Source organism: Ruegeria sp. CK2 (genome assembly GCF_056536585.1).
Window position 1 is genome coordinate 59061 of the sequence record NZ_JBQFPW010000020.1, and the last position, 13573, is coordinate 72633.

The window sequence follows — 13573 nt, forward strand, 5'->3', positions numbered from 1 at the left end:
CGAATTGATTCCGCATTCTCATTGTGGTATTTTCTCTTAAGCTCTTCGCAATGTTCTGTTTTTTTGATCCGACAGGGTGCAAGAAGACTCGACTGTGCCGCAAGCGGAATCTTGCTAATATACCCTGATTGCAGGGGGTAAAGTTTTAGGACCTGTTTTATCAGTTGTATTTTTGGATCGTGGTCCATAGTAACGCCGCGAAGTTTTTATTGGTGATACAAGTGTCGATCAATGCCGTCATTCTCAGTCTACCAAAAGATGTAGAGCGGCGACGTTCCTGCGAACGTGAACTTGATCGCTTTAATCTTGCGCATGAGTTTTCGGATGCGATTTCCGGCGACCAACTGGAAGAATTGCACCTACTGCAAAGCTATGATGCGGGCGTTAACCGCCGCAAGTTCAAGCGCCCACTCAGCCGGAATGAAGTCGCCTGCACCTTAGGCCACCGTCAGATTTGGCAGAAGATTGCCAACTCAGAGGATCATATGTGCCTGGTGTTGGAAGACGATGCTACTTTCGTTCAGAATCCAACATCGTTTCTCGATGCGATATCTCAGTGTCCTGAGTGTTTCGAAGAGGTTATGGTCAAGCTTGACGGCCCGCCGGGAAAGAATGCGCAGATCGTTACATCTGTTGCGGACCAGAGCCTTGTACTGTCTGATCGACTGCCACCCAGAACCACGGGTTACATAATTGGGCGGCGGGCTGCGGCACGGTTGATAGCCCTCGATGCGCCAATTGCCAGGCCAATTGACATCGATCTGAAGTTTTACTGGGAACACAAAGTGCCTATTCTGACGCTTCAGCAACAGATGATCGCAGAACGCGCGGCGGTCGACAGCAACATAGAATCCACGCGGCAAGAAACCAAACCCGGCTCATCATTCAGCAGGTTTGTTCGCAATATTCTGTATCAGGCAAGCTATACATACGGGCGGCTAAGTCATCCTTTGGACCCGCACACGATTGAAGGATTGGGCCCTTTGATGCAGACCGAAAGCCGCGTTCGGACTTGCATATGAAAAAGAACCTCGTAGTTGTCCGTGCAGGTGGCAAGTCTTTGCACCATCGTTGGCAGGAAACTGCATATGAAGATCGTAGCTATGATCTTCTGATTAGCTATTTCTCGGATGATGCATTTTCAGAGTTTGTAGCTGCCCCCGGCGTCCAAGCCGTTTTGATCAAAGGTGGCAAATGGGATGGGCTATACGAGACACTTCAGGATCGGGATCTCAGCCAGTATGACTATTTCTGGCTTCCCGATGACGATCTCGACATAAGTGCGACGGATGTGAATTATCTGTTTGACGCGATGCGGTTGTATGGGCTGAAGATCGCGCAGCCTTCGCTGACCCCAGACAGTTACTTTTCTCATTTCGTGTTTAGCCAATGCCCGGGCTTTGCGCTGCGATACACAAACTACATCGAGATTATGGCGCCATGCTTGCATCGCGATATTTTGGTGAAGGCCCTGCCTTTGTTCCGTGGAACGATGAGCGGCTATGGTCTGGATTACATCTGGTGTCGTTGGGCAGAAGCGGGGGCTTTTCGCGCCGCAATCCTTGACGAAATCGCAATGCATCATACGCGGCCAGTCGGAAAGAATCTCAAGGCCGTGATGGCTGAAACCGGCAACCTCAGTTCGGAAGATGAGGAGGCCGAGTTGAAAGAAATGTTTGATTTGTCGCGCCGAACTGTACCAATGGTCTTCGCGGCGATCCTGAAGGGGGGGCAGCCGATCTCGGGCCGGATCCCGGTTGGGTGGCGTATGTGCCGGAGTTGGATGTCGATGCTGTCCAGGTTTCGTAGCGCCAGCGAGGCGCGCGCCGGGATCTTCAAGATTGCCCGACGGCAGCTGAGCAAACCATTGGATATGACAACGATATCGATGAACTCTGCAAAGGTCTTTGAATGAACAAAGGTCGGTTCTTAATGGTTGGTGCCGGGCTATCCGGCGCGGTGATTGGTCGTGAACTTGCAGAGCAGGGGCATGAAATTACCATCGTGGACAGTCGCGATCACATCGGGGGCAACTGCCACACCGAGCGTGATGCAGACACTGATGTCATGGTGCATGTCTATGGACCGCATATCTTTCATACGGATGACGAGGAAGTCTGGCAGTATGTCAACCGCTATGCCAATTTCCTTCCCTACAAGAACCGGGTCAAAACCACCTCTCAGGGACAGGTTTTTTCGCTACCGGTGAATTTGCACACCATCAATCAGTTTTTTGACAAGACTATGCGCCCAGACGAAGCGCATGACTTTATCACGCAAGAACAAGCCGATACGACGATTACCGATCCACAAAGCTTTGAAGAGCAGGCGATGCGTTTCGTAGGTCGCGATTTGTATGAGGCGTTTTTCAAAGGCTACACCATCAAACAATGGGGATGTCACCCTTCTGAGCTGCCGGCATCGATCCTCAAGCGTTTGCCCGTGCGATTCAACTACGACGACAACTATTTCTTTCACAAGTTCCAAGGCATGCCTGAAAACGGGTATACCGACATGATCGCAGGTATTCTGGATCATCCTTCGATCACCGTGAAATTGAACACCACGTTCAAGCGGGCCATGAGCGATGAGTTCGACCATGTATTCTATTCTGGTCCGCTGGATGGCTACTTCGATTACGAGCTTGGTCGTCTTGGCTATCGCACTTTGGATTTTGAACGGTTTACCTATGACGGAGATTACCAAGGTTGCGCAGTGATGAACTATGGCGAAGAAAGCGTACCCTACACGCGCATCACTGAACATAAACACTTCGCGCCATGGGAAACACACGAGGGCTCAGTCTGTTACCGCGAGTTTTCCCGAGCGGCTGGTCCAGATGACATTCCCTACTATCCCATCCGTCAGGTGAAAGAAAAAGCGTTGCTTGGTGAGTATGTTGAACTGGCCTCCAAAACACAAAAAGTGACCTTTATCGGGCGTCTTGGTACATACCGCTACTTGGATATGGACGTAACGATCCGAGAGTCTTTTGAGACTGCCAAGTCCGCGCTGGATGCGATCTCCAAAGGACAGCGGCTACGGCCTTTTTACGTGCCTGTTCTTTGAGCAGTTTGGCTTAGCTGCCATGTGGCCATGTCAAACAAAAGAATTGATAGCGGCCGCCGCACTCGCGGCCTCTGGGCGGAAACGTAGCGAGCCGCAAAAGTATGTTCTTTCACGATTGCGGGCTGCGAAAGACTACCTACCCGGTCAGGCCTTTACGAACAACTTACGCTCGACGTTGCAAACAGGTTCTGCTGGTCCGTCTTCGGTGATCAATATGGTCTCCGTCGTTTCCAAACCCCAGTCGTCCATCCAAAGCGCAGGCATGAAGTGGAACGTCATGCCCGGTTGTAAAACGGTTTCGTCCTCGCTGCGGATTGAAGCCGTTCGCTCACCCCAATCCGGTGGATAGCTGAGGCCGATGGGATATCCCATGCGTCCAGACCGTTCGATCCCATGTTTTGCCAGGACCTGCATGAACGCATTGGCGATGTCACAGGTGCGATTGCCAGCGCGCGCGACCTCCATACCCGCGGCGATCCCTTCCAATTGTGCGTCTTCCGCTCGGAGAACGTGATCCGAAGGCGTGCCGAGGAAAACGGTTCGACACAGCGGGGCGTGGTAGCGGCGATAACACCCGGACAGTTCAAAGAACGTGGCTTCGTTCGGGCGCATGGGGGATCCATCCCAGGTCAGGTGCGCAGCGGTCGCGTCCAGCCCGGACGGGGTTAGGGGCAAAATAGCAGGGTAGTCGCCCCAATCCTCCCCAACCCCGGTGACGCCTGCGTGCAAGATGTCGGCGACAAGATCGTTCTTTCTTACTCCGGGTGCCGCGCGATCAATCGCGGTCTGCATGACTTTGTCCGAAATCCGCGCCGCCTTGCGAATAAAGGCGATTTCGTCGGCTGATTTGATCAACCGCTGCCAATTTACCAATGCAGTGGCGTCAGACAGCGTGGCATCTGGCAATTCCGCCCCCAAAACGTTGTGCGCCTTGGCCGAGTAATAGTAGTTTTCCATCTCGACACCGATGCGCGCCCGATCCAACCCGCGCGCGCGCAGCTGGTCGGCCAAATCCTCCATCGGGTGACGGATGGTGGATTGCACATAGTGATCGCCATAGCCGACAATATTGTCCTGCTGCATCCAACAGGTGCGGCGCCCACCCAACATATCCATATGGCGGCCCCACCAGATTGGCTCGCCTTCTTGGGGAACAATCACGCCTTGGTGGACATAGAATGACCAGCCATCATAACCGGTCAGCCATGCTTGATTGGACGGGTCAGTCACAAAAAGCGTGTCAAGACCAGCAGCATCCATTGCGGCCCGGGTTTTGGACAAGCGGCGTTCGTATTCAGAAAGGCTGAAAGGCGCTTTTGTTGGTTGCATCAAGTCATTCCCTTCCATGTCTTAACCCAACACGGCTTTGACTGCGCGTGCCGTCGCGGCGACCACTTGATCGGCTTCGTTTCGGCTCAGACAAAAAGGTGGGGCAAAGCCAAGAATGTCTCCTTGGGGCATTGCGCGCGCGATCACATTGTCCTGGTCCAAAAGCCGCCCAGCAATTTTGGGCCCGATCTTGTCGGCGGCATCAAAGAAGCGGCGGGTGTCTTTGTCTTGAACAAATTCCACAGCACACAACATGCCCTCACCACGCACGTCGCCGACATTGGGATGATCCGCCAACGCGCCACGCATCGCTGTGTTAAGATAAGCCCCGACACTACCGGCGTTTTGGATCAGCCCAATTGCGTCGATCACCTGTAAATTCGCAACGCCAGCCGCTGCGCCAACAGGGTGGGCGGAGTAAGTCCAGCCGTGTCCTATCGGACCGTTTTCATCGGTGCCCTGTTCCAGCACAGCCCAGATTTTGCCCGAGACAATGGAGCCCGACAGAGGGGCATAGGCAGAGGTTAACCCTTTGGCGATGGTGATTAAATCCGGGCGCATTCCATAGTGATCCGAGCCGAACATCTTACCAAGGCGACCAAACCCAGTCACGACCTCATCCGCGATCAAAAGAATATCGTGCTTGTCCAAAACCGTCTGAATAGCGGGCCAATACCCCTCGGGTGGCGGTACGATGCCGCCAGTGCCTAGCACCGGTTCTCCGATGAAGGCCGCGATTGTATCCGCGCCTTCACGTGTTATCAATTCTTCCAGTTTGGCAACGCAATGGGCGACAAAATCGCCCTCACTCTGATCCGTATCCTCCCGCCGGAAGTAGTAGGGCGCCTCGGTGTGAATAACCTGAGCAAGCGGCAGGTCGAACTTCTTATGAAACAGTTCTAACCCAGTCAGTGACCCGGTCATCAACCCGGATCCGTGATACCCTCGCCACCGCGAGATGATCTTTTTCTTTTCGGGGCGCCCAAGGATGTTGTTGTAGTACCAGATCAGTTTGATGTTGGTTTCATTGGCATCAGAACCGGACAGCCCAAAATAAACCTTGGACATATGATCTGGTGCGCGATCCAACACCATCTTGGCAAGCGTGACCGAAGCTTCGGTGCCGTGCCCGACATAAGAGTGATAGTAGGCCAGTTCCTTGGCCTGATCCGCAATCGCTTCGGCGATTTCTGTACGCCCATAGCCGACGTTGACACAGTAAAGCCCCGCAAATGCGTCTAACAATCGAGTGCCGTCACGATCCAGAATATGGCATCCGGAACCGCCTGTGATCAGGCGTTGCGGAAGGTCGCCCCGCGCGAAATCGGCAAGATGGGTGGAAGGGTGGAAGAAGGTATCCCGATCCCATTGTTCAAGCTGGTCATTGTGAAGCATGGCATTTCCTATTGGCTGTGACGGCGCGCCGTCAGGTCAAAATGAAAGGAGCCGATTGCACGCCAATGACAGTCGTCTGCCATCGTTTTGAGCAGAAAGGCTCCGCTCACCCAAGCAGCAGCGCGCGATGCCTTTATTGCCAAGGTTATAGTGTGAATGAACCATGACTGGCCTATGTCAATCAATTGAAATCATAGTTGCTGCGCCATTTAGTTGAGCAGTCGTTCAGGAGCGCGCTGCAAAGCAGCTTTGGGATACTACGGATCACGGCCGCTTCGTTGCGCAGTGGCAGGCTGACCAAAGTCAGTAAAGCACCATTCGGACTACCTTCGCACCTAATTTTCCTGATAGTAAATATTCATGTTGACAGAAAAAAAATCAGAGATTGGATTTCTCCTCTTCGACGGTTTCCCGATGGCCTGTCTGACCTCTGTGATCGAGCCGCTACGTGCCGCGAACGAGATCGTAGGGCAGGCCGTGTTTTGCTGGTCACTGGTCACCGAGCGTGGACAGAAAGTCAGGTCCAGCGCCAATGTCCGTTTCGAGGCTGAGTGCGATCTGACCACCTGCCAATCGTTCGATATTTTGTTTCTTCTCAGCAGTCCAACGTCGGGGTTTTCTGATCCGAGCCAAGGCAACGGAGCACTGCGAACGCTGGCGCGTCACGGCACCATTTTGGGTGGCATCAGCGGAGGTGTGTTCCCACTGGTGCGGTCCGGTGTCATGGCTGGCCATCCTATTTCGGTGCACTGGTGTTATGAAGCCGCGTTCGAGGCCGAGTTTCCGGACATGGATGCCCGGCGTGACGTGATTGTATCCGATGCCACGCGCTATACCGCCGCTGGTGCCGCTGCTGCTTTTGATCTGGCCCTGCACCTGATCGAAGACCGTCTGGGCAGCGAAGTTGCTCATGAGGTTGCCTGTTGGTTTCAACACCCCTTAATGCGCGGTGAAGGCGTGCGGCAACAGGTGCCTAGCACCAGCAAACCGGACACGGGTGAAAAGCTGCCGCATCTTGTCGCGCAGTGCGTCGAGTTGTTCGCAGCCCATATCAGTGATCCGATTTCGATCGCCGAAGTCGCAAGTCTTACGGGTGTGACACCCCGTCAGATTGAACGGGCCTTTAAGCAAGCCACCGGACAAAGCCCCAGCCACTATTTCCGCGCGATGCGTATGAAAGCCGCCCGTCAGATGGTGGTTTATACCAAAGACCCGATTGCCGATATTGCTGCGGCTATCGGCTATAGCTCCGTCGCGCCATTGGTGACACATTATCGGTCGGCGTTCGGGCTAAGCCCCAGCGAGGACCGGCGGCGGATCAACCGATTCCGTGTCGAGGACAACGCCCCGCTGCCCTCAAGCTGATCTTCCCTTATAGGGCAGCTTTCATGGCTGTTGTGATGGCGTGATGCAGTGATCCGGCAGAAGACCGCGGCCCATATACGCTAAACGCATCAGGCGAATGGCAAAGGACAAAACATCCAAGATGGTGGATCGCTGCGCGGGCTACATCGCCCTCAGCCATTTTGCGCGCGTTGAGAGGGCAGAGCAGTTCAAGCACTGCCAACACCCGTGCACCGTTCAGATCGAAGCGAGTCCAGGCATCTGTTTGTTCGGTCACCGACGCCGTGTCACCGACAGCGTCTTTGACCTGTTGCGCCAGATCTTCATGTGTCTCGAACGGGGCTTCCACCATCCATTGGTCAGGCCCGGTCCAGAACGCCGAAACCGGATCGCCCGCAAACCGCCCGATGTCCTGGGTTGTAACACCGATCAGCTTGGTCAGAGCCTTCTGAGCTTTGGTTTCCTGGCTTGATCGTGCTGCGACCGAGGCAAGCGCGACGTCCGGCACTTCGGTGCAGGTCACGTCTGCCACAGTGTCAACTCTCGGTTCAGATCCGCCCAGGGCGGTTATTGCGGCAAGATCATGCACGAAGCCGTTCTCCCTCGGGGTCTACGAAATGGGCCGAGACGATCTCGACCTCGACATTCTCTTCGGTTAGCGGTGAAACAAGGCGCATCCGTTCGCCTTGACGCGCACCGCCGTTTTTCAGGAAGGCCAGGCCGATATGACAATCCAATGAGGGCGAGAAAGCAGCCGATGTGACATAACCCTGATCATGTTGGGCATCGACAGGCCCGCTGGCGTCCATCAAATGCGCGCCGGCTGTGACTTTGTCATCCGCGTTCACAGGTTTGATCCCAACCATCATTGACGCGTCCGGTTCGTTCAAACCTTCGCGCTCGGACAGGGTTGAACCGATGCTGTCTTTTTTCTTGGACACCATCCGGCCCATTCCAAGGTTCAGCGCCGTGGTGGTTCCGTTCAACTCGTTACCCGCCGCGTGACCTTTTTCAATCCGCATCACCCCAAGTGCTTCGGTGCCATAGGGGACAACATCGAACTCTTCTCCGTCCCGCATCAGACGCCGCATCAGCGCATCGCCATAGCGGGACGGGACGGCGATTTCAAAGGCCAGCTCTCCCGAGAAGGAAATTCGGAACAACCGCGCCCTTAACCCACCGCAAACGGTGATGTTGCCGCACCCCATGAATGGGAAGGCATCGGTTGAGATGTCAAACTCGGGGTCCACGATCTTTTGTAGCAACTTGCGGGAATTCGGACCGGCAACCGCATATTGTGCCCAGGCTTCTGTGGTTGAGATCAGCTGAACATCCATGTCCGGGAATAGGCATTGGCGCACGAATTCCATGTGACGGTAGACATTGACGGCGTTGGCCGTTGTGGTCGTGACCACAAAGTGATCCTCGGCCAACCGAGCGGCCGTTCCGTCATCCATGGCGATACCGTCTTCGCGAAGCATCAGACCATAGCGGGTTTTGCCGACGGCTAATTTGGCAAAACCGTTGCAGTAAACTTTGTTCAGGAAAGCCGCGGCATCTGTCCCTTGTACATCGATCTTGCCAAGGGTCGTACAGTCACACACGCCGACCGACGCACGGGTTTGGCGCACCTCGCGGTCGACCGATTCACGCCAATGGGTTTCGCCCGGCAGCGGGAACCACTGCGCACGCAGCCAGTTGCCCACTTCGACAAACACTGCGCCACGCTCCTTCGCCCAATAGTGCGACGGCGTCAGGCGGGTCGGGTGGAAATCCTGCCCCTTCATCCGTCCAGCGAAAGTGGCGATAGGGACTGGGGTATAGGGCGGGCGGAAAATGGTGGTTCCGGTTTCCGGGATCGATTTGCCCGCCATTTCGGCCATGATGGCCAGCCCACCCATATTCGAGGTCTTGCCCTGATCGGTCGCCATACCCAGCGTCGTGTACCGTTTCAGATGTTCGACCGAACGGAAGCCCTCTTGATGGCTGAGCTTCACGTCCTTGACGGTCACATCGTTCTGCTGATCCAGCCAGGCCCGCGCGCAGCCCTTCACATACCAAAAGGGCGTCTGATTGATCGGGGCATCCTCGGCCTCGGGCACGTCAGGCAGGGTGCCTTTCAAGCCCAATGCCTTCGCCGCACCTTCAGCGCCCGACAGCAGGGCGCCATGTGTGGACAGGGTTCCGTTTGCGGCACCGGCCACGGTCATGCCGGGTGGCAGGTCGCCACCGGGGACAAAGGCTGCCAAGTCGTCGTTCCAGACGGGACGCCCGCGGTGATGGCACGTCAGATGCACATTCGGGTTCCACCCACCTGAAACCCCCAGCGCCCCGCATTCCAACACCCGTCGCGATCCATCTGCCAGTGCGACCTCAACAAAAGTCAGGCCAAGGCGGCCTTTGGTATCGACAACCTGCGCGCCTTTCAGAACTTCAAAGTCATAGCTGATTGGTGCATCGTCGCGCACGTCGATCACGGCAGCGATCTTCACGCCTTTCGCGCGCAGGTCTATGGCTGTGCGATGTCCATCATCATTGTTGGTGAAAATCGCAACCCGCTGCGCCGCCGTGGCGGCAAACCGGTTGGCATAGGTGCGCATTGCGCTGGCCAGCATGATGCCGGGGCGGTCGTTGTTCTCAAAGGCAATCGGGCGCTCGGTCGCGCCGGCGCAGAGCAGGGCGCGTTTGGTATAGATCCGCCACAAGATCTGACGCGGTTTGCCAGCGGGCAGGGCGGCCACGTGGTCCCCGGTCCGTTCGACCGCGCCATAGATGCCGTGATCAAATGCGCCGATCACGGTTGTGCGCGGCATCAGGCGGACATTGGGCAGCGCAGACAGTTCAGCCACGGTTGCTGCGGCCCAGTCGCTTGCGCTGTCATCGCCCAGCGAGAAACTCTCGCTGTTCAGCCGTCCACCAAGAGCGAAATCTTCATCCGCCAGAATGACCTCTGACCCGGCGCGCCCAGCTGTCAGCGCGGCCATCAGGCCCGCTGGCCCTGCACCGATGATCAGCAGGTCGCAGTGGCGAAAGCCCTTGTCATACTCATCCGGGTCGTCCTCCATCGACAAAGACCCCAAACCAGCGGCTTTGCGAATGATGGGTTCGTAAAGCTTTTCCCAGAAAGCTGCTGGCCACATGAACGTTTTGTAGTAGAACCCGGCTGTCAGAAAGTTCGAGAACCGGTCGTTGATTGCCAATGCGTCAAACTTCAGGCTGGGCCAGCGGTTTTGGGACCGTGCGTCCAAACCTTCGTAAACCTCTGCCGTTGTGGCGCGCGTATTGGGCTCTTGCCGGTTGCCCGTGCGCAATTCGATGATGCCATTGGGCTCTTCCGACCCGGCGGTCAATACGCCGCGTGGGCGGTGGTATTTGAATGATCGTCCGATCAATCGCACATCGTTCGCCAACAAGGCCGAGGCCAGCGTATCGCCTGGGTGTGCGGTGTAACTACGATTGTCAAAGCGGAAGCTCAGGGTTGAATTGCGGTCGACCAACCCGCCGCTCAGCCGGTTTACTTGAGTCATTTGGATCGCCCCTGCGCCCGGGCCACATCACGGGCCAGTTCCACCTTTGAAATCTCATGAGTCACTGTGTTGCGTGTCACTACCAGCCAGGACCTGTCGCCCCCTTCGTGATACCAAAGCTCGTGATGTTCTCCGGCTGGATTGCCGCGCAAATACGCGTAATCATAAAACGCATCTGCCGCATTTTCAGACTGCCAGTCAGGCCGGTCGATCAGCGACGCGTCCCCCAGATAGACAAATTCCGAACTGTCGCGCGGTCCCAGAAGGGGATGTGGAATGATCATGGTTCTGGTCCCCTCAATGCAGGTTGGGCTGGTTGCCTACGCCTTTTTCGTCAATCATCCGGCCCGTGCGGAACCGGTCGAGGCGATAGGCGGTTGCGGTTGGATGTGGCTCATCCTGCGCCAGCAGGTGGGCAAAGCAATAGCCCGAGGCCGGGGTCGCCTTGAACCCGCCATAACACCAGCCGCCATTGAAATAGAGCCCGTCGACAGGGGTCCGGTCGATAATAGGTGAGCCGTCCATCGACATGTCCATCACACCGCCCCACATCCGTAGCAGGCGTGCACGTCCGATCATTGGCATCAGCGCCATACCGCCTTCGCAAACATCTTCGACCACGGGCAGGTTCCCGCGTTGTGCATAGGTATTGTACCCGTCAAGATCGCCGCCAAACACCAGACCGCCCTTGTCGGACTGACTGACATAGAAATGCCCGGCACCAAAGGTGATGACGCCCGGGAGAACCGGCTTGAGCCCCTCGGAAACAAATGCTTGCAGAACATGGCTTTCGATGGGCAGTTTCATGCCTGCCATACCCAGCACCCGTCCCGAGTTTCCGGCGACCGCACAGCCGACTTTGCCCGCGCCAATAAACCCTTTCGAGGTCTCGACCCCAAGGCATTTTCCATCTTCGATGCGGAACCCGCTGACCTCGCAATTCTGGATGATGTCGACACCGTAACCATCGGCCGAGCGCGCATAGCCCCAGGCCACCGCGTCATGGCGCACTGTGCCGCCGCGTCGCTGGGCCAAACCGCCCTTGATCGGGAACCGGGCGTCGTCGAAATTCAGGAACGGGCATTCCTTGCGAACCTGTTCGGCATCCAGCAATTCAGCATCGGCGCCATTCAGTATCATTGCGTTGCCGCGGCGCGTATAGGCGTCGCGTTGCGCATCCGAATGGATCAGGTTGAGGATCCCGCGCTGGCTGACCATTGCATTGTAGTTCAGATCCTGCTCCAGCCCTTCCCACAGTTTCAGAGAGAATTCGTAAAACGGCTCGTTTCCGTCCAATAGATAGTTTGAACGGATGATGGTCGTGTTCCGGCCCACATTGCCGCCGCCGATCCAGCCTTTTTCAATCACTGCTACTTTGCGATGGCCATATACTTTGGCAAGATAATGCGCCGTTGCCAGACCATGACCGCCGCCGCCTATGATCACAATGTCATAATGTGCCTTGGGTTCAGGGTCACGCCAGGCCGGGATCCACCCCTTATGCCCGTTTACCGCCTGTTTGATGACCTGAAAGCCAGAATATCGCATGAATCGGACCTTTTTTGTTAGAATCAACAAAAAAATACCGTTTGCATACTCTCAAATCCGACATCGATGGCACAAAATCGGACGCATTTGGGCAGGTCGACTGGCCGCGCAGGTTTTGGGAACACCTCACGGCACAGCCGCATTCGGCGTAAGGCGATACCAGTCGCAACACTTTGGGCGCAGCCGTCCTGGCAATAATCAGGATGCTGCGCCCTTTCGTTGTGGTTGTTCCGCCAACAGCGGTTTTCATTTTGCCGGGAAGAGAGGTTGATGTCAGGCGGCGGCGATCTGTCGGGCTTTTTCCACCATGACTTCGGCCTGACGGATCGAGGCATAATCGATTAGGCGACCATCCAGAGACACTGCGCCCTTACCGTCGGCCTCAGCCTCGGCCATCGCTTCCAAGATACGCTGAGCCTTTGTCACTTCGGCATCACCGGGTGACATGACCTCGTTTGCCAGTGCGATCTGGCTGGGGTGAATTGCCCACTTGCCTTCGCAGCCCAACACAGCGGCCCGTTTGGCGGCGGCCTTATAACCTTCTGGGTCCTGAAAATCCCCGAACGGGCCGTCAATTGGGCGCAACCCATTGGCCCGTGCGGCAACCACCATGCGGGCCAGCGCATAGTGCCACATGTCGCCCCAATGGGTGGCGCGATTGGCGCCCGCATCCGGATCGGTCAAAACCGAATAGTCTGGATTCACGCCGCCGATGATGGTCGTGCGTGCACGGGTTGAGGCGGCGTAGTCTGCAACACCAAAATGCAGGCTCTCATTGCGTTTCGAGGCCGCAGCAATCTCGCTGACATTCTGCATGCCAAGCGCGGTTTCTATAATGTGTTCGAACCCGATCCGTTTTTTGTACCCTTTGGCGTCTTCAATCTGCGTGACCATCATATCGACCGCATAAACATCTGCCGCGGTGCCAACCTTTGGAATCATGATCAGATCCAACCGTTCGCCCGCCTGTTCGACCACATCGACCACGTCGCGGTACATGTAGTGCGTATCCAGACCGTTGATGCGCACCGACATGGTCTTGCTGCCCCAATCGATGTCGTTCAGGGCCTGAATGATATTCTTGCGCGCCTGTTCCTTCTCATCGGGTGCAACCGCATCTTCCAGATCGAGGAAGATCACGTCCACGTCAGACTGCGCGGCTTTTTCGAACATGCTGGGTTGGCTGCCGGGGACAGCCAACTCGCTGCGGTTCAGGCGGGCAGGGGCCTGTTCAATGGAATGAAAGCTCATGGGTTTGGGTCCTTCGTCTTACAAGTTAGGATATAGGGGAAATTTGGCGCATAGGTTGGCGACTTCGGCTTTGACCTTGGCTTCGACGGCGGCGTTGCCGTCTTCGCCAT

At 56.1% G+C, this 13573-nt stretch carries 11 protein-coding genes; 4 read left to right on the plus strand and 7 right to left on the minus strand.

From position 1 onward, the window contains the following. Positions 1-221 precede the first annotated feature (221 nt). The 3 genes from ACR0BU_RS22360 to glf are packed head-to-tail and all read left to right on the plus strand — an operon-like array spanning position 222 to position 3069. Positions 222-1022 carry a glycosyltransferase family 25 protein gene (locus tag ACR0BU_RS22360; protein WP_480739056.1) on the plus strand — a complete coding sequence of 267 codons (801 nt, stop codon included), beginning with the start codon at positions 222-224 and terminating at the stop codon, positions 1020-1022. Then, a complete protein-coding gene (locus ACR0BU_RS22365) occupies positions 1019-1915 on the plus strand; it encodes a hypothetical protein (RefSeq protein ID WP_480739058.1) in 897 nt (298 codons plus the stop codon). Before ACR0BU_RS22360 ends, ACR0BU_RS22365 begins: the two co-directional genes overlap by 4 nt. After that, a complete protein-coding gene (gene glf, locus ACR0BU_RS22370) occupies positions 1912-3069 on the plus strand; it encodes a UDP-galactopyranose mutase (RefSeq protein ID WP_298934563.1) in 1158 nt (385 codons plus the stop codon). The genes ACR0BU_RS22365 and glf overlap by 4 nt, the downstream gene beginning before the upstream one ends. Before the next feature lie 144 nt (positions 3070-3213). Here glf and ACR0BU_RS22375 read toward each other — a convergent pair whose 3' ends face one another. Next, entirely contained in the window at positions 3214-4398 is a 1185-nt protein-coding gene (locus ACR0BU_RS22375; RefSeq protein ID WP_480739059.1) for a M24 family metallopeptidase, read from the minus strand. 21 nt (positions 4399-4419) lie between these two features. After that, on the minus strand, positions 4420-5793 hold the full coding sequence (locus ACR0BU_RS22380) for an aspartate aminotransferase family protein (protein WP_298934561.1): 1374 nt from the start codon (positions 5791-5793) through the stop codon (positions 4420-4422). Positions 5794-6153: 360 nt separating this feature from the next. On the opposite strand from ACR0BU_RS22380, the gene ACR0BU_RS22385 reads away from it, so the two are divergent. Further along, positions 6154-7158, plus strand: coding sequence for a GlxA family transcriptional regulator (locus tag ACR0BU_RS22385; protein WP_480739061.1), 1005 nt, complete (start codon positions 6154-6156; stop codon positions 7156-7158). A 7-nt stretch (positions 7159-7165) separates the two neighbouring features. On the opposite strand, the gene ACR0BU_RS22390 is transcribed toward ACR0BU_RS22385, so the two are convergent. The 5 genes from ACR0BU_RS22390 to ACR0BU_RS22410 form a co-directional block, all read right to left on the minus strand. Then, entirely contained in the window at positions 7166-7726 is a 561-nt protein-coding gene (locus ACR0BU_RS22390; protein WP_480739063.1) for a sarcosine oxidase subunit gamma, read from the minus strand. After that, positions 7719-10664: a sarcosine oxidase subunit alpha family protein gene (locus ACR0BU_RS22395; RefSeq protein WP_480739065.1), complete on the minus strand. Its 2946-nt coding sequence runs from the start codon at positions 10662-10664 to the stop codon at positions 7719-7721. Before ACR0BU_RS22395 ends, ACR0BU_RS22390 begins: the two co-directional genes overlap by 8 nt. Continuing rightward, on the minus strand, positions 10661-10948 hold the full coding sequence (locus ACR0BU_RS22400; RefSeq protein ID WP_480739067.1) for a sarcosine oxidase subunit delta: 288 nt from the start codon (positions 10946-10948) through the stop codon (positions 10661-10663). Before ACR0BU_RS22400 ends, ACR0BU_RS22395 begins: the two co-directional genes overlap by 4 nt. A 13-nt stretch (positions 10949-10961) precedes the next feature. Further along, positions 10962-12212 (minus strand): sarcosine oxidase subunit beta family protein, encoded by a 1251-nt coding sequence (locus ACR0BU_RS22405; RefSeq protein WP_480739069.1) that lies wholly within the window; start codon positions 12210-12212, stop codon positions 10962-10964. A gap of 273 nt (positions 12213-12485) precedes the next feature. Next, positions 12486-13463 carry an HpcH/HpaI aldolase/citrate lyase family protein gene (locus ACR0BU_RS22410; RefSeq protein ID WP_480739070.1) on the minus strand — a complete coding sequence of 326 codons (978 nt, stop codon included), beginning with the start codon at positions 13461-13463 and terminating at the stop codon, positions 12486-12488. Positions 13464-13573 lie beyond the last annotated feature (110 nt).